This window comes from Shinella sp. AETb1-6, assembly GCF_009826875.1.
Lineage (GTDB): Bacteria > Pseudomonadota > Alphaproteobacteria > Rhizobiales > Rhizobiaceae > Shinella > Shinella sumterensis.
This window is the reverse complement of record NZ_WUMM01000006.1, coordinates 320,994-338,137: the sequence shown is the minus strand read 5'-3', so window position 1 is coordinate 338,137 and position 17,144 is coordinate 320,994. Positions and strand designations below refer to the sequence as shown.

Sequence of the window (17,144 nt, the reverse complement as noted above, 5' to 3'; positions counted from 1 at the left end):
CTCTTCCGTGGATGAAGGCCCATCCACGCCCGGCAGCGACCCGCAGGCGAAGGCTTATTCAGCCTCGCCCTGCGTTGCAGCGACCTCGTTTTCCGCATCCTGCGCGTTCGAGGCGCTCGCCCGCTGCCGTTCGATGAGTCGGGCCGTATAGATGGAAATCTCGTAGAGAAGGATGGCCGGCAGTGCAAGGCCGATCTGGGACACCGGATCGGGCGGGGTCAGCACGGCCGCCACGACAAACGCGATGACGATTGCGTATTTGCGCTTCTCCGCGAGCGTCTGCGACGTGATGAAGCCGGCGCGCACCAGGAGCGACGAGATGACGGGCAGCTGGAACACCAGACCGAAGGCCAAGATCAGCGACATGATGAGGCTGAGATATTCCGAAACCTTCGGAAGAAGCTGAATGGAAACCTGCCCTTCACCGCCGCCCTGCTCCATGGAGAGGAAGAACCACATGACCATGGGCGTGAAGAAGAAGTAGACGAGTGCAGCGCCGATAAGAAACAGGATCGGGGACGCGATGAGGAACGGCAGGAAGGCGGCGCGCTCGTTCTTGTAGAGGCCGGGCGCCACGAACTTGTAGACCTGCTGCGCAATGACCGGAAAGGCGATGACAAGGGCGCTGAACATGGCGACCTTGATCTGCGTGAAGAAAAACTCCTGCGGCGCCGTATAGATAAGCTCGACGTTGCGATGCGTCAGGCCGGCCCATTCGACGGACCATTTGAACGGCAGCACCAGGATGTTGAAGAGCTGCTTGGCGAAATAGAAGCACACCAGGAAGGCGACGAAGAATGCGCCGACGGCCCACATCAGGCGCTGGCGCAGTTCGATCAGGTGCTCGAGGAGCGGCTGGGGCTTGTCTTCGATATCGCCGCTCATGCCTCATCCTTCCGGGTCTTTACAGTCTTGGCCTTTGCCGTGGATGTCTTGGCGGCGACCGTGTTCTTCGCGCTCGAGGCTTTCGCGGCCGGCTTGACGGCAACGGTCTTGGGCTCGGCCTTCGCTTTGGCAGCCAGCTTGCGCGCAGCCTTCTCGGTGCTGGCCGTGGCGGGGTCGGCCTTCTTCGCCGCCGTCTTGCGCGTCGGCCCCTTCTTCAGCGGCTCGGCGGCGACCGGTTCTGCAGAGGCGGGCTTGTTCGCTTCCGATGGCACGGCCGAAACGGCGGAAACCGGCGTCGAGACGGATGAGGTCGACGAATTGACGGACTTCTGAAGGTCGGACTTGATCTCGTCGCCCACCTGGCGCAACGGATTGACCGCATCGCGGATGGTGTTGAGCGGGTTCAGCTTCTGAGCGTCGCCGATGGTCTTGCGGACATCGTCGAGATCGGCTTCGCGCAGCGCTTCGTCGAACTGCTGGCGGAAATCGCTCGCCATGCCGCGCATCTTTGTCACCATGCGGCCAAACGTCCTGAGCATGGGCGGCAGGTCCTTCGGGCCCACCACCAGGATCAGGACGATGGCGATGACGAGTATCTCGGTCCAGCCGACATCAAGCATTGGGTACTGTCCTCAGAAGCCGCGCACCACCGTCCGCAGCCGAATGCCGGTTACTTGACCTCGTCGGCCTTGTGGTCGACGGTCTTCGCCTGCTCGGCGTTGGCTTCCTCGTCCGTCATGCCCTTCTTGAAGTTCTTGATGCCCTTGGCGACATCGCCCATCAGTTCCGGAATCTTGCCGCGGCCGAACAGCAGCAGCACCACCACCAGAACAATCAGCCAATGCCAGATGCTGAAAGAACCCATTCGCTTGACTCCCTTTTGAACCTTGATCCCGATGTAAGACGTTCAGCCGTCTTTTTCAAACACAAGTATGTCGCGCTGGTTAGCCGAAAGCGTGACGTCGCGCAATCCGGCAGGCAGTTGATCGGCTCTCACCCGCGCCCGGACGGGACGGTCGGTTCCGTTAACGGCGAGCTCCAAAAGCTCCACGACGCCGAGGAAACGCCGCGAAAGGATGCGCGCCGGCGTGTCGCCGCCGGTTTCCTGCACCCGAATGCCTGTCAAACGCACCGCGACATGAACTTTCTGACCATCGGTAAAATCTTTGCCATCGACATTGCCGAGCGGCGTTTCCACCACGCCGCCGCGAACGTGGCCCGGAAATTCGTTGATCTCTGAGAAGAACGCCGCGGCGAATATGTCTTTCGGTTTGAGATAGAGGTCCTCGGCGGTGCCGACCTGGACGAGCCTGCCGTCCTTCAGGAGCGCGATGCGGTCGCCCATGCGCATCGCTTCCTCGGCGTCGTGCGTGACGACGATCGCGCTGGCGCGGGATTTGCGCAGGATGGCGAGCGTATCGGCACGGATGGAATCCTTGAGCCGCGAGTCCAGGCCCGAGAACGGCTCGTCCATCAGGAGAACGCTCGGACGGGGCGCCAGCGCGCGCGCAAGCGCCACGCGCTGCTGCTCGCCGCCCGACAGCATATGCGGGAACTTCGCGGCGTAGTGCGACAGACCGACGCGGTCCAGCGCCACGTTCGCTTCCGCCTCCGCTTCGGCACGCGGAAGCGCCGTCAGGCCGAAGCGTACATTGTCGAGCACGGACATATGCGGGAAGAGCGCAAAATCCTGGAACATCAGCCCGACGCCGCGTCGTTCCGGCGGCAGGAAGACATCCGGGCCCGCGATCTCGCGATCGTCGAGCAGGACGCGACCACGCGTCTGCGCCTCGATGCCGGCGGCGATGCGCAGCAAGGTGGTCTTGCCCGAGCCGGACGGTCCGAGCAGGCACAAGACCTCACCCGGTTCCGCCGTCAGCGAGAGGCCACGAATGGTGTCCTTGTTGTGATAGCTGTGATGAATGTCATCGAAGACGAGGCGCGACGCGAAGGTCACCGCCGAAGCCCGTCTCGCCTCGATGCCGTTGGAACCTGACGGGTCCGAAGCCATTGCCGAAGTCTTTCCCTGTCGCCGGCGCGGAGGTCGACGATGCAGTCTTGCATAAACCTTCGTCTATTCGTCCGCTTTTCCGCCCGGTGTCAAGAGTCCGAGTTCCTCAAGGTCGAGTTGGGTCAGCGGATCCTCGTCCTCCGCAAGCTCGTCCTCGCCAAGCGGCATGGGGATCTGGAAATTGGAGGGAATACGGCCCGACAGCAGGCCCGTTCCCTTCAGTTCGTCGAGGCCCGGCAGGTCGCGCAGCTCTTCCAGCCCGAAATGATCGAGAAAATCCCGCGTGGTGCCGAATGTCACGGGACGGCCCGGCGAGCGGCGGCGGCCGCGCAGGCGCACCCATCCGGCCTCCATGAGCACGTCGAGCGTGCCCTTGGACGTCTGGACGCCGCGGATATCCTCGATCTCGGCACGCGTAACCGGCTGGTGGTAGGCGATGATCGACAGCACCTCGAGCGCGGCGCGCGACACTTTGCGCACCTCCGTCTCGTCGGTGCGGATGACGAAGGACATATCGGGCGCCGTGCGGAACGCCCAGCTGTCCTCGATCTGCACGAGATTGACACCACGCCCCGCGTAGAACGCCTTCAGTTCGCGCATGACATGCAGGACGTCGACACCGCGCGGCAGCCGCTCGGCGATATAGGCTGAGGAAACGGGACCCGCGGACGCGAACACCAGCGCCTCGGCGATGCGCGTGGCCTCATATAGCCGCCGCGGATCGACGACCGTCGCGTTCTCCGTGTCGGCATCCACGTCGTCAGCCACCTTCTTCGCCCCCGCTGCCTTCTGCGGCCTTCTGGCCCCGGCGCAGATAGATCGGCTGGAAGACGCCGTCCTGGCGCAGTTCCAGCCGCCCTTCCCTGACCAGCTCCAGCGTCGCGGCAAATGCGCTGGCAATCGCCGTGGTCCGTTCGGCCGGATCGCTCAGGTAGCGCAGCATGAAATGATCGAGCGCAGTCCAGTCATCGTCGAAATCGCCGACGAGGAGTTGCAGGATCTCGCGCGCGTCGGCCAGCGACCAGACGCTGCGCTTTTCGATGGTGACCTGGGTGATCGCATGACGCTGGCGCAGCGACGCGTAGGCCGTGAGCAGATCGTAGAGCGACGCTTCGAAGGCCGAGCGACGTTCGGTCGGGATATGCTCGGGCATGCCGCGCGCGAAGACGTCGCGGCCGAGGCGGTTGCGGTTGACCAGCTTCGTCGCGGCATCGCGCATCGCTTCCAGCCGCTTGAGGCGGAAGGCAAGGCTCGCCGCCATCTCCTCGCCCGAAGGCCCATCATCCTTCGCCTGCCTGGGAATGAGGAGGCGCGACTTGAGATAGGCAAGCCACGCCGCCATGACGAGGTAGTCGGCGGCAAGCTCGATGCGGATCTTGCGCGCCCGGTCGATGAAGACGAGATATTGCTCGGCCAGCGCCAGCACGGAAATTCGCGTCAGGTCGACCTTCTGCGTGCGGGCAAGATGCAGGAGCAGGTCGAGCGGCCCTTCGAAGCCGGCGAGATCGACGACGAGGCTTTCCTCGTGCAGTCCCCGCCCCGAGGCGTCGTCCTGCCACAGGTCGTCCATCGGCGCATCCGCGCCGCGTCCTTTCCTCGGTGGCTTGCCGCCCGTTGCCTGCACGTCGCGCCTCTCGTGTTCGAACGCAGTTTCCGACGCACGCCGCAATGCGGCAGATCAGGCTACCGCGATCATGGCGTTGAATTCCTCCCGCAGCGCCTGCTCGTCCGCGCCGTCGGGCGCCTGGAAGCCTGCACGGACCGCTTTCGCCCGCCGCAGGCTCTCGCCGGAAAGGGGCGGAACGTTTTCGGTCACTGCCAGCATTTCGTCCATGATGCCATGGCAATGCAACACCATGTCGAGGCCCGCGGCGATGATTCCCCGTGTTCTTTCGGCAATATCGCCCCGCAGCGCATTCATCGAGACGTCATCGGACATCAGGAGACCGTCGAAACCGATCCTCTCGCGGATGATTTCGCGCACGACCGTCGGCGACGTGGTGGCCGGATTGTCGGGGTCGATGGCCGTGAAGACGATATGCGCCGACATCGCCATCAACTCGTCGTTCATGCGCCGGAACGGCACGAAGTCGCAGGCGTCGAGTTCTTCCAGGCTCGCCTGCACGACGGGCAGGTCATGGTGGGAATCGACCATCGTGCGGCCGTGGCCGGGCATGTGCTTCATGATCGGCAGCATGCCGCCGGCCTTCAGGCCTTCCGCCGCGGCCTTGCCCATGGCGGACACGATTTCCGGTTCCTGGCCGTAGGCGCGATTGCCGATGACATCGTGCACGCCGGGAACGGCCACGTCCAGCACCGGCAGGCAATCCACATTGATGCCGAGGCGCAGCAGGTCGAAGGCGTGAAGGCGCGACATCAGCCAGCTGGCGCGCAGGCCCTTTGCCTCGTCGGCACGATAGATCGCGCCGAGCGCGGCGGCGTTCGGATATTGCTGGACATGCGGCGGCTTGATGCGCTGAACGCGCCCGCCTTCCTGATCGATCAGCACGGGAATATCGGCATCGCCGCCGACGCAATCGCGCATTTCGGCAGTGAGATCGGCAACCTGCGCGGGCTCGCCGATATTGCGGCCGAACAGGATGAAACCCCATGGCCGCTCATTGCGGAAGAAGGCTTTTTCGTCGGCGGTGAGACTCAGGCCCTTGCAGCCCGAAATGAAGGATTTCGATTCGCTCATATCGGCAATCTTATTGGTTCGGGGAAGAAAGACGAGGCCCTGCTCTGCCGGCTATCCGCGATGCGCCTCGCGACGGAATCGAAAGGGCGCGGACAGGATCCGCGCCCTCCATGATGCTGACCGTCTGCCTCAGCGGGTCACGAGGCAGCTGCCGCCGGCGCCCTTGTAGCGATTGCAGAGGCTGTTGGCCTCCTCACGCGAGCCGGCCGGGATGCGGACGCGGTAGAACGTGCCCTTGTTGGGGATCGCCACCTGCTTGATATCCACGCCGCGACCGCCGATGACGCTGCCGAATTTGGCAGACAGCGAATTGTAGGTCTTCTGCGCTTCCGCCTCCGATGGCAGCGAGGCGATCTGCACGACGTAGCTGCCGGGCGTCACGGCGGCAACCTGGGTGGTGGTCTCAGCAGCCTGGCCCGTCGTCGCAGCAGCGGTCTGCTGGCCGCGGACATTGCCGTTTTCGGTCACAGTGCCGACGACGTTGACCGGCTGGTCGACCGGACGGCTTTCCGGCGTCGGCGTGTTGTTGCCGGCCGTCGTTGCGGTTTCCGCGCCGAAGGTCGTCGTCTTCACGGTGCGGACAGGCGCCGTGTCGTCGACCTCGGCATTCGCCACTTCGGCGAGCGCCGAACGCGGCTGCGTGCTGGTGGCAGCCTGTTCGGCACGCAGCGAGGCGTTGGGATCGACCTCGGCCTCGGCGGTGGCGGCTTCACCCGCCGTGCGGCCGGTGGTCGCCGTCGGCTTCGCGTCGAGCTGGGCGGTTTCCTGTGTCGCCGGCGTATCCTCGCGGGCGACCAGCGTGCCGTCAGGCTTGACGATCATGGTGCGTACCTTGCGGGGCGACACGAGCGGCTTGTTGGTATCGGCGGTCGCCTTTTCCGGCTCGTCCACGCCCGGAAGCAGGCGGTTGTCATCGTCAGCGCCAGCCGTCTCCTGTCCGTCATCGGCATCGTCGAACGGCAGGGTTTCCGGGGTCAGCGTGCGCTGGACGACATCGATCGGCTCTTCCGACGAGGTGACGAGCTGCTCCTGCTGCGGCGTGCTGGCGCCATCGCCTGCCACGCGATCGTAGACAGCCTTGTCCTGGTTGGGCACGGTCTTGCCGCCGCGCTCCTCGGGCACGACCTTGATCGGCTCCTTGTCGGCGAGGATCACGCGCGGCTCACCGGAACTCGCCGCGCCGCCGCCCGTAAACGAGGACCATGCGTAGACGCCACCGCCGCCGACAAGCAGCAGGGCCGCGACGGACGCCGCAATCAGCATGCCGCGGCGCGGACGCGACTGTTCGTCATCATAGCCGTCGCCCGCGTAAAGCGTGTTGGCCTGGCCGGGATCGACGGGGATGGCCATGCGCTCCGGCTGGTGCAGCGAGCGGCGGAAATCCTCCTCGAGCGCCCGTTCGAAATCATCGACATCGTTGATCTGCGCCGCCGGCTGGCCGACCGCGGCCGCACCCGCACCCGTGGCAGCGCCGCGCGACAGATCTTCCGCACGCACCGGAGCAGCCGGCTCGGTAAAGAGCTGGGCCATCTCCGCATCGAGGTCGAAATCGAAATCGGGCTGGTAGGCCTGCGGCTTTTCCTTCTCGACAACGGGAAGCTGCGGCACGTCCAGTTCCGTGACCGGCGCCACGCCGACATCTGTGTCGGCGATCATGGTCGGATCGAACGGCAGGGAACCGTCAGCGGTTTCCGCGATGATCGGCTGCGGCGCCGTGTAGGTCGACACGGGAACGGCGACAGCCGGCTCACGGCGCACGGGGCGTTCCGCGTCGACCGGACGCACCAGCTCTGCCGGGGCGACCTCTGCACGGGCCACGGGCGTCGTGGCGACCGGCGCCTCGTCCAGCGAGAAATCGGACAGGTCCAGATCGATGTCCGAGAGGTCGAAATCCAGATTGTCGAAATCGACGTCCGGCTCGGCGGCCGATATCGGGCTGGAAACCGGCTCGTGACGGGTTTCGACGACAGCTGCCGGCGCGGTGAAGGCGGGCTCGGTGAATGTCGGCGTGGCGGACGTGACGGCCTTCTCGGCCACGGTCTCGCGGCGTCCCGTCGGGGTCGCACGCCCGAAGATGGCCGAAACGTTCGCAAAGGAATTGCGCTGCGCAGCGGCGGCGGCGCTCACCGTTGCAGCCGTTGCAGCCGTAGCGGTGGCGACGGAAAAGGGCGAGTTTGCCTCCGGCACCGGATAAAGCTCGACTTCGGCCAGCAGCGAATCGCGATCGTAGCCCTGCCCCTTCTGGACGGACTGCACCTGATAATCCGGCTCCGCTTCATGCACGGGCTCCGTCTGCCACGACTGCTGGGCTTCGGCGACAGCGCGTGCATGATCTTCGGCGGTCTCGACCGGCATGTCGGAAACGAAATGCGGTTCCTCACCGGCATAGTAGGCGGTCTCTGCGTGGAAGGGCTCGGCATGCTCGACACCCGAGTCAGCCGGCACCCAGGTGTCCGCAACAGGCTCGACGGCACTTTCAACCGCTATCGCGGCGGCCGGCAGCGGCTGGACGAAGGCGGCCTCGGCGCTCGCGTCGTACGCCTGATCGCCATCCGTGAAAGCATCGCCGAGCGACAGTTCCAGTTCGCGCTCGAGGTCCACGCCAAGATCGGAAATCGTGTCACCTTCCACCGGCTGCAGGCCGAGGAATGTCGGCTCCGGCGCTGCATAGGTTTCGTGTTCCGTAACAGGCGAAACCTGCGGCAGCGCCTTGAAACGCGGCTCGAACCGGTCGGCGAACTGCAGGCCCGCATGCGCCTCCGCTTCGGCGGAAACCGGCGGCACGTCCTGAACAGCGCCTTCGAGCTCATCGGCCAGCAGGAGTGCAGAGTCAGCGGGCTCATCGGCCTGGAAGACCGGAGCATCGACCGCTACCGGCACCTCTTCGAACGACGGCTCCCAGTCGCCGGCCGCGTCGGCATGGACGCCATGCACCGAAAAATCCTCGACAGGGCTGGCGACGAACGCATCGGTGACTTCCGGCTCGAAAACGGGCTCGGCATAAACAGGGGACTGATAGACCTCTGCCGGCGCCTCGAAGGCGGGCTCGTCGACGAAGGAGGGCTCGGCGAACGACGGCTCCTGATGGCGCGGGGCGCTCACGAAGGTTTCCCGCGCGGGAATCTCGTCGATGATCGCGGCGCGGTCCTCGACAACCGGCGCCGGCACGTCGAAGACGGGCTCGACATGGCGCTCGGCGACCGGCTCCACCAGCGGCTGCGCCGAAACGCGGCTTGCGGGCGCATCGTATTGCTCGAAGGCGCGCATCAGCTCGTCCTCAAGCGCGAGAACGGCATTCTCGCGCCGGGACACCGGCTGCGCGGTCTCCGAGAAGGATTGCGTCACGCCCTGCACCGGGCGCGGATCGAAGTTCACGAGACGGGTAAGCTCGCTCAGCGGATCATCATCCGCCAAGAGGCCCGCATCACCGGTTCCGCTTCGCGCGAAGTTCTTGTCAGCCATACTGCTTCCCACTCATAAGCTACAAAGACGCATTGCCAGCTTATTATGGGTAAATGGTGACGTTATCGCATTTCATCCGGTGCTGCGGTGCCTGTAATGGACAGGCCCGACTTGAGAACGGAAGCGACAGCGTGCACCAGCCCAAGTCTGGCGATGGTCAATTCTCTATTTTTATCGTTAACAAACCGTAATTCCGGTTGTTCTTTACCCTTGTTCCAGTGTCCGTGGAATGCGCTGGCAAGTTCATAGAGATAAAATGCAATGCGATGCGGCTCCTGCGCCGCCGCCGCACCTTCGATGACACGGGGATATTCTGCCAGTTTTGCCAGAAGCTGCAACTCGCTGGGATCCGCGATATTTCCGGCGATCGCACCGGCAAGATCGAGCGCGTTCACATCGAGGTCCGGCAGCGCCTCGGCCGCCTGGCGGAACACCGACATGCAACGCGCATGGGCATACTGCACGTAGAAGACCGGATTGTCCTTGGACTGCTCGGTTACCTTCGCAAAGTCGAAGTCGAGCGGCTCGCTGCTCTTGCGATAGAGCATCATGAAGCGGACGGGATCGCGGCCGACCTCCTCGACGACATCGCGCAGGGTGACGAAATCGCCGGAGCGCTTGGACATCTTCACGGGCTCGCCATCGCGGAAGAGCTTGACGAGCTGGCACAGCAGGACGGTCAGCTTCGAGCTTCCATCGGAAACGGCCTTGGCGACCGCCTCCAGGCGCTTGACGTAACCGCCATGGTCGGCGCCGAGCACATAGATCATCTCGTCGAAGCCGCGATCAAACTTGTCCTTGAAGTAGGCGACGTCAGCGGCAAAGTAGGTATAGGAGCCGTCGGACTTGATCAGCGGGCGGTCGATATCGTCGCCCACCTCGGTCGAGCGGAACAGGGTCTGCTCGCGATCTTCCCAGTCTTCCGGAAGCTGGCCCTTCGGCGGCGGCAAGACACCCTTGTAAACATAGCCCTTGAAGGTCAGGTCGTTGATCGCGGTGCGGATCGGCGCACCGTTTCCGGCATGCAGCGAACGCTCCGAGAAGAAGACGTCGTGCACGACATTGAGGGCGGCAAGGTCCTCACGGATCATCGCCATCATCATCTCGATGGCCTTTTCCTTGACGATCGGCAGCCACTGCGCCTCCGACATCGCGCGCAGCGAGGTGCCGTGCTCGGCCACAAGCGCCTCCCCGACCGGAATCAGGTAGTCGCCGGGATAGAGGCCCGGCGGGATCTCGCCGATGGTCTCGCCGAGCGCCTGGCGATAACGAAGGAAGGCCGACCGCGCCAGCACGTCGATCTGCGACCCGGCATCGTTGATGTAGTATTCCTTGGTGACGTCATAGCCGGCGAAGCCAAGAAGATTGGCAAGCGCATCGCCAACCACCGCGCCGCGGCAATGGCCGACATGCATGGGCCCGGTCGGATTGGCCGACACATATTCCACATTGACCTTGCGGCCGGTGCCGACCGTGCTTCGGCCGTAATCGGCGCCAGCCGTAACGACGGCGGCCAGAAGCTTCTGCCAGTAAGCGACGGACAGGCGCACATTGATGAAGCCCGGCCCGGCCACGCCGACATCGGCGACTTCCGGATCGTTCTTCAGTTCGGCGACAATGAGATCGGCAAGCGCGCGCGGATTGAGGCCGAGCGGCTTGGCGAGAACCATCGCCGCATTCGTCGCGACATCGCCATGGCTCTGATCGCGCGGCGGCTCGACGGAGATACGGCCGAAATCGAGTTCGGCGCGCTTCTCACGGACGATTTGAAGTCCTTCGAGTACGTTTTTGATTCTGCTGTCGAAGTCTGTAAAAAGGTTCATCTCATCCATCCGCGCGCAGAAACCCGCATCGGGGGCTTTTCTGCGAAGAAATTCGGGGTGCCGGCTGACTATCGCAATTCAGGGGTATGGTCAAACAGCCGGCGATGGGTGTTGATCGCGTAATTGTCGGTCATGCCCGCCAGATAATCCGCGACGTGGCGAGCACGCGCCGATTCCGGCATGGTGGCGATGCGATCGACCCAGTAGTGCCCCTGCATGAGCTGCGGGTCATCCATATAGGCGTGGTAGAGATCGGTCAGGATCGAGGCGGCATTGGCCCGCACGCGCATGACTTCCGGGTGCCGGTAGATCCGCGAGAACAGGAGCTTCTTGATCTGCCGATCGGTCTGCCCCATGCCCTCGGAAAAGGTCGCCATGCATCGCCGCGCCTTGCGCACATCGTCGGCGCTCTCGGGGCGAACGTCCAGCAGCGCGCGTTGCGCGTAGCCGATCACGTCCTCCACCATCGCCGTGATCTGCCGGCGCATGATCTCATGGGTGAAGCGCGAGGCCTCCAGACCGGGATAGCGGTCATGCACTTCCTTCATCAGCCCCGCGAGGAACGGCACGTCCTCCAGCATGTCGAAGGTCAGGAAGCCGGAGCGCAGACCGTCGTCGATGTCATGGGTGTTGTAGGCGATATCGTCGGCGATGGCGGCGACCTGCGCCTCCAGGCTTGCGAAACTGCCGATCTCCAGGTCATGCAGCGCGCAATACTCGAGAATGGGCCGCGGCACCTCCTTGCCATGGGTGCATTCCCCGTTGGGGCCGATCAGCGGACCGTTGTGTTTGACCAGGCCCTCCAGGCTTTCCCAGGTCAGGTTCAGCCCGTCGAACTCGGCATAACGCCGCTCGAGCTTGGTGACGATGCGCAGGGACTGGGCGTTGTGGTCGAAGCCGCCGAAGGGCTCCAGAACCTCCTGCAGCGCATCCTCCCCGGTATGGCCGAAGGGGGTGTGGCCGAAATCGTGAACCAGCGCCACGCCTTCGGCGAGATCCTCGTCGAGCTTCAGCGCGCGCGCCAGGGCGCGGGCGATCTGCGCCACCTCGATCGTGTGGGTCAGCCGCGTACGGTAATGGTCCCCGTCGGCGGCGATGAACACCTGCGTCTTGTGCTTGAGGCGCCGGAACGCCGTCGTGTGCACGATGCGGTCGCGGTCGCGCTGGAAATCCGATCGCGTCGGGCTTTCGCTTTCGGGAAACAGCCGTCCACGGCTTGTCCAGGGATCGGAAGCATAGATGGCGCGCTGTCCGGCGCCGAAACCCAGCGCATGTCTGTCGAGTGTCATTCGTCACCTGCATTCACGCCGCCCATTGACGCGGCCTCAATGCCTTCATACCTATAGTGTGCATAGCAGCAAGTCCGGCCGCAAGCTCCGTCTTAAAGATCAGCGTTTTCAATGATCTGGCGACGGTTCCGCACGCAGCCGGGCCTCACGGCGCAGCCGCGCCGGCCAGTGCGAACAAGCGATTCTCTCCGGATCTTGACCCCGGCAGGAGGCAGACATGAACGACCAACCCGTAACCCTCTCCGATGCCGCCGCCCGGCGCATTGCGAGCATTCTCGGCTCCTCTCCCGAAAAGCAGGCGCTTCGCGTCTCCGTCGAAGGCGGCGGCTGTTCCGGCTTTTCCTACAAGTTCGATCTCGTCGAAGACCAGCAGGACGATGATCTCGTGCTGGAGAAGGACAATGCGCGCGTGCTGATCGATCAGCTTTCGCTCGTCTATATGGATGGCTCGGAGATCGACTTCGTCGACAACCTTCTCGGCCAGTCTTTCCAGATCAAGAACCCGAACGCCGTCGCCAATTGCGGCTGCGGCACCAGCTTCTCGATCTGACCTCACTTCGAACCCGGCCAACCAGGCTGGCCGGAACCACACACGAAACGGAAACCGCATGCCGATCAAGATTGCCACCTGGAACATCAACGGCGTGCGGGCCCGGATCGAAAACCTCGTCGCCTGGCTGAAGGAATCGAACCCCGACATCGTCGCGTTGCAGGAAATCAAGACGGTCGACGAGACCTTTCCCCGCCTTGAGATCGAAGCGCTCGGCTATCATGTGGAGACACACGGGCAGAAGGGCTTCAACGGCGTCGCGCTTCTGTCGAAGATCCGCCCCGACGAGGTGAACCGCGGCCTTCCCGGCGACGCGGCCGACGAACAGGCGCGCTTCATCGAGGGCGTCTTTTCCGTTGACGGCGGCGCGATCCGCGTCTGCTCGATCTACCTGCCGAACGGCAACCCCGCCGACGACCCGGTCAAATACCCCTACAAGCTTTCGTGGATGGAACGCCTCTTCGCCTTCGCGCAGGATCGCCTGGCGCTGGAGGAACCTTTGGTGCTTGCCGGCGACTACAATGTCATCCCCGAGCCGCACGACTGCTGGGACGTCAAGGTCTGGGAGCGGGACGCGCTCTATCTGCCGCCGACCCGGCAGGCCTTCCGGCGTCTGGAAAATCTTGGCCTCACCGATGCCGTGCGCGCCTCATCGGATGCCGCGCCGCTCTATACGTTCTGGGATTATCAGGGCGGGTGCTGGCCGAAGAACTACGGTATCCGCATCGACCATCTCATGCTGTCGGCCGAGGCATCGGACCGTCTGGTCTCGACCGGCGTCGAAAAGCACGTGCGCAACTGGGAAAAGCCCTCGGACCACGTGCCCGTTGTGGCCGTGCTCGACTACGCGGCGTAATACGCGCCTGATCGCTTGCGGATCAGGCTATTCGTTCGGGTTGAAACGGATGCTCTGGGCGAGCGCGACGCCCTTTCGGCGGTCTTCCTCGGTGGCGACGGAGAAGGCTTCTTCCTGCGTCGCCTGAAGCCAGCCACAGTCCTTGGGCGGGCAATGGTCCAGCGCCGCCGTCATGAAGGCGAGACCGCGGGCGGTGTCCCCTTCCTGGAAGAGAATGTTACCGAACAGGCCCATGGCGCCGGCATGGCCCTTGTTGCGCGCGCGGTTCAGCCACTTCTTAGCCTGGTGCACCGACACATTGCCACCCTCGCCGCGCAGCATCATGCGGCCAAGCTGGAACTGCGCTTCCGGGATGCCGAAGGTGGATGCAGCCTGGAAATAGAGTTGACGCGCCTGCGCCAAATCGATCCGGACAGGACTGTCCGGAATGCCGCGGCGATAATAGCTGGCGAGCGAAATCAGGGCACTCGCGAAATAACCCGTGTCTTCAGAGCCCGGCTCGACGCCGGCGCGGGCGATCTCGCTATAGATCTTGAAGGCTTCCAGATCATTTTCCGGTACGCCGTCGCCGTCGGCATACATATTGGCGAGCGCCCAGCGCGAACCCGTATGCCCCTTTTCCGCGGCGTAGCGATAGGCCTCGACGGCATCGCCCTTGCGACCTTCCTTGTAGGAGAAGAAACCGAACTTGAAGAGATCGAAGGGCCCGCTTTCCTTGGTAATGCCCGCATCGGGATCAAATGCCAGAGCCGTCGACGCCATCCCGTAGGAGAGCGAAAGGCAAAGACCCATTACAAGTACTTTCATCGGCATCAACTCAGACCTGGGTATCACTTCAACTATTCCGCGGCCGGCCGGTCTTCGACGACGAAACCGAGAGCGTACGGTTTTCATACGCTTTTCCGACAATTCCGGCGGCAATGACATCGTTTGGCTCATCGTTTCCCTTGAGCGCGGTCGCCCGCATCTGCATGTCCCCATCGCTGCGCCCCGTTTGTGGCGGGAAATGGACATTTCGTCGCTTGCCAGAGGGTGTAGCAAACTCTGGAAAAAAATGTGTTGCGATTCTGTCACAGAATTTCGGGCAACGCTGTGATTTCCCCACCGCAAGCGCTCAACAGTAAGGAAACATTAACTATAACGCTTGTCGCAGATGATTTGAGCACCATTTAGGCGCGCCCGATGGGCGTCGCTCGAAAGCTGCGGGAACGGCTGTGCGGAGGGAAGGGAAAACAGAAGCCCTGAAACGAGAAAACCCGGCACTAGGCCGGGTTCTTGGTGCGGTCGAGAAGACTCGAACTTCCACGGGTTGCCCCACAGCGACCTCAACGCTGCGCGTCTACCAATTCCGCCACGACCGCATCGTGGTAGATGTCGTCTTGCGGCGACGGGGGTGCATGTAGCAAAAGGATTTGGGGTGCACAAGGCCGCGTGACAAGAAAAATGAGGGAAAGCGAAACAATTTCAACAGCCCCCTCGAGAAGCCCCGGAAACCCCTGAAATCCTTGCATGATCGCTCCTATATCTGGCACAAGGAACCCGAAAGGAAGGCCGTCATGCACCGTCAGGACATCGAGACATCCCTTCTAGCGATTCCCGGCTCCCCGCCGGTGCGCTGGCGCGTCGCCCCGGGACTTGTCGCCTATGACGATGCGGTCGAAACGATGGAGCGCGAGGCCGCGGCCATTGCCCGCGGCGAGGCCGACGAACTCGTCTGGCTGGTCGAGCACCCACCCCTCTACACCGCCGGCACGAGCGCGGTGCCGGATGACCTCGTGGCCCCCGATCGGTTTCCGGTGTTTTCGACCGGACGCGGCGGCGAGTACACCTATCACGGGCCGGGCCAGCGCGTCGTCTATGTGATGCTGGATCTCAAGCGCCGGCGGCAGGATGTGCGCGCCTTCGTGGCGGCACTCGAAGCCGTCGTGATCGATGCGCTCGATTCCATGAACGTCCGTGGCGAGCGGCGTGAGGATCGTGTCGGTGTGTGGGTGCGCAGGCCCGAACGCCCGCCGCTGCCCGACGGGTCGCCCGCAGAGGACAAGATCGCCGCCATCGGCATTCGCCTGCGCCGCTGGGTGAGCTTTCATGGCTTCTCCCTCAATGTCGATCCGGATCTGGAGCATTTCAGCGGCATCGTGCCCTGCGGTATCCGCGGCTACGGCGTGACGAGCCTCGTCGATCTCGGTCTGCCGGTCATGATGAGCGACGTGGATGTCCGCATCCGCGAGTCGTTCGAGCGGGTCTTCGGTGAAACCACTCCCGACACCGACTGTCAGGCCATGAGCGCGTCGCAGGCATAGACGATGGCGTAGCCGTGCAGGGAAAGGGCTGCATAGAGGCCGAAGCCCGCCAGCAGCCGCTGCGGCGGCGTCATCGGCTCCAGCGCACGGCGAGGTTTCACACCACCGGCACCGATCAGGCTCAACAGCGTGAAGACGGCAAGGCCGGCGATGAGAAGCATGAACGGCAGGCCGATACGCCAGCCGACGAATATGATGGCAAGCGTCACGAGAAAGCTCGCCGAAAGCAGGCCGCTTCGACTGGGGAAAACCTGACGCAACACCTGTCCGCCGTCGAAGCGATGCATGGGCAGCAGATTGAGCAGGTTGAACGCGCCGAGGATCAGCAGGAAGACCAGGACGGCCGCACTTGTCGCGCGCGAGCCGGCATCGTGCAGCGCGATCAGCGGCGGCACCAGGAAGGCGGACATGCCCGCGCCCATCAGCGCGCAGACCGCCACCTCGAATCGTGAATTGTAAGGCCGCCCGCCGACGGCGATGCCGCCGAGCAGCGGCACGAAGATCATGCGTACGCGCTTGTGGCCGAAGGCCCGGTAGGCGGCCATGTGTCCGAATTCGTGCAGAACGATCACCACGGTCAGAAAAGACGACAGCAACAGGCCGCGGGCGTTGAGCCCGAAGAACGGCCAGAGCAGCAACGTGGACAGGACGGCGAGCGCCACCTGCGTCGTTGGCCGTTCCAGAACGCCCCTCACTTCGCCCTGGCCTGTGGCCAGCCACTGGTCGAGCGCCTTCATTTCCCGGCGCAGCTGCACATAGCGGAAAAGAAGAAAGGCGACGCCGCGATAACGATCCGTCTGTTCGACCGTCATCAGCGTGCCGCCCGGCACCGGACGCAGGAAACGCCGATCGATGTAGTCATGCCAGAAGGACGCATCCAGCGCGCTGTCTTCGATGACGCGCGTCTCGCAGGCGATGCCGTCGCCGTCGCGCGCTTCGCGCACCGACACGGTGCGCGTGATCGGCTCGCCCCGCCGGTCGGGATAGCGAAAGGTCTGCCGGACACGATCTGCGGAAAGCGGTTCGCTCGACAGGATCGCGGGATGCCAGTCGGCTTCCCTCCCGAGCGGGCTGACCAGCCCGGCGAGGCGGGACGGCGACGCCTTCACCACCCGGCTGAGCCGCAGGGTACGGCGGCCGACCGGCGCGGCGATCAGCAGCCAGATCAGGCCGAGATTGATTGCCAGCAGCAAGATCACCGAAACCGATGTCGACATGGCGTCCTCCCCGGCCTCGTGACCGGAGATTTCAGGCTAGCGGCGATTTC

15 protein-coding genes and 1 tRNA gene are annotated in these 17,144 nt (G+C 63.9%); 3 read left to right on the top strand and 13 right to left on the bottom strand.

Going from position 1 to position 17,144, the window contains the following annotated elements:
* Positions 1-54 precede the first annotated feature (54 nt).
* From tatC to GR158_RS13585, 10 genes are all read right to left on the bottom strand, one after another.
* Positions 55-885 (bottom strand): twin-arginine translocase subunit TatC, encoded by an 831-nt coding sequence (tatC, locus tag GR158_RS13630; RefSeq protein ID WP_134649097.1) that lies wholly within the window; start codon positions 883-885, stop codon positions 55-57.
* The gene (tatB, locus tag GR158_RS13625) at positions 882-1,505 is read right to left on the bottom strand and encodes a Sec-independent protein translocase protein TatB (RefSeq protein ID WP_160871454.1); all 624 of its coding nucleotides are present in this window, start codon (positions 1,503-1,505) and stop codon (positions 882-884) included. Before tatB ends, tatC begins: the two co-directional genes overlap by 4 nt.
* Positions 1,506-1,555: 50 nt before the next feature.
* A complete protein-coding gene (locus GR158_RS13620; protein ID WP_134649095.1) occupies positions 1,556-1,750 on the bottom strand; it encodes a twin-arginine translocase TatA/TatE family subunit in 195 nt (64 codons plus the stop codon).
* Between the two features lie 42 nt (positions 1,751-1,792).
* The gene (locus GR158_RS13615; protein WP_160871453.1) at positions 1,793-2,896 is read right to left on the bottom strand and encodes an ABC transporter ATP-binding protein; all 1,104 of its coding nucleotides are present in this window, start codon (positions 2,894-2,896) and stop codon (positions 1,793-1,795) included.
* Positions 2,897-2,959: 63 nt separating this feature from the next.
* Positions 2,960-3,664, bottom strand: coding sequence for an SMC-Scp complex subunit ScpB (gene scpB / locus GR158_RS13610; RefSeq protein ID WP_160871452.1), 705 nt, complete (start codon positions 3,662-3,664; stop codon positions 2,960-2,962).
* Complete coding sequence (locus GR158_RS13605) at positions 3,657-4,466, bottom strand: ScpA family protein (RefSeq protein WP_134649092.1); 810 nt, start codon at positions 4,464-4,466, stop codon at positions 3,657-3,659. The genes scpB and GR158_RS13605 overlap by 8 nt, the downstream gene beginning before the upstream one ends.
* Positions 4,467-4,574: 108 nt before the next feature.
* Positions 4,575-5,594: a beta-N-acetylhexosaminidase gene (gene nagZ, locus GR158_RS13600; RefSeq protein WP_160871451.1), complete on the bottom strand. Its 1,020-nt coding sequence runs from the start codon at positions 5,592-5,594 to the stop codon at positions 4,575-4,577.
* Between the two features lie 129 nt (positions 5,595-5,723).
* On the bottom strand, positions 5,724-9,056 hold the full coding sequence (locus tag GR158_RS13595; protein WP_160871450.1) for an SPOR domain-containing protein: 3,333 nt from the start codon (positions 9,054-9,056) through the stop codon (positions 5,724-5,726).
* Positions 9,057-9,118: 62 nt separating this feature from the next.
* A complete protein-coding gene (argS, locus tag GR158_RS13590; protein ID WP_160871449.1) occupies positions 9,119-10,879 on the bottom strand; it encodes an arginine--tRNA ligase in 1,761 nt (586 codons plus the stop codon).
* A gap of 68 nt (positions 10,880-10,947) precedes the next feature.
* Complete coding sequence (locus GR158_RS13585) at positions 10,948-12,168, bottom strand: deoxyguanosinetriphosphate triphosphohydrolase (RefSeq protein WP_160871448.1); 1,221 nt, start codon at positions 12,166-12,168, stop codon at positions 10,948-10,950.
* Positions 12,169-12,385: 217 nt separating this feature from the next.
* Here GR158_RS13585 and erpA point away from each other — a divergent pair, with 217 nt between their 5' ends.
* Positions 12,386-12,718, top strand: coding sequence for an iron-sulfur cluster insertion protein ErpA (gene erpA, locus GR158_RS13580; RefSeq protein WP_134649087.1), 333 nt, complete (start codon positions 12,386-12,388; stop codon positions 12,716-12,718).
* 64 nt (positions 12,719-12,782) lie between these two features.
* Positions 12,783-13,574, top strand: coding sequence for an exodeoxyribonuclease III (gene xth / locus GR158_RS13575; RefSeq protein ID WP_134649242.1), 792 nt, complete (start codon positions 12,783-12,785; stop codon positions 13,572-13,574).
* A 27-nt stretch (positions 13,575-13,601) separates the two neighbouring features.
* Here xth and exoR read toward each other — a convergent pair whose 3' ends face one another.
* Positions 13,602-14,387 carry an exopolysaccharide production regulator ExoR gene (gene exoR / locus GR158_RS13570; RefSeq protein ID WP_202402267.1) on the bottom strand — a complete coding sequence of 262 codons (786 nt, stop codon included), beginning with the start codon at positions 14,385-14,387 and terminating at the stop codon, positions 13,602-13,604.
* Between the two features lie 463 nt (positions 14,388-14,850).
* A tRNA-Leu gene (locus GR158_RS13565) sits at positions 14,851-14,935 on the bottom strand.
* A 195-nt stretch (positions 14,936-15,130) separates the two neighbouring features.
* Between GR158_RS13565 and lipB the strand changes: the two genes are divergently transcribed.
* Entirely contained in the window at positions 15,131-15,877 is a 747-nt protein-coding gene (lipB, locus tag GR158_RS13560) for a lipoyl(octanoyl) transferase LipB (protein WP_160871447.1), read from the top strand.
* Here lipB and GR158_RS13555 read toward each other — a convergent pair.
* Positions 15,850-17,094: a hypothetical protein gene (locus GR158_RS13555; protein WP_160871446.1), complete on the bottom strand. Its 1,245-nt coding sequence runs from the start codon at positions 17,092-17,094 to the stop codon at positions 15,850-15,852. The genes lipB and GR158_RS13555 overlap by 28 nt on opposite strands.
* Positions 17,095-17,144 lie beyond the last annotated feature (50 nt).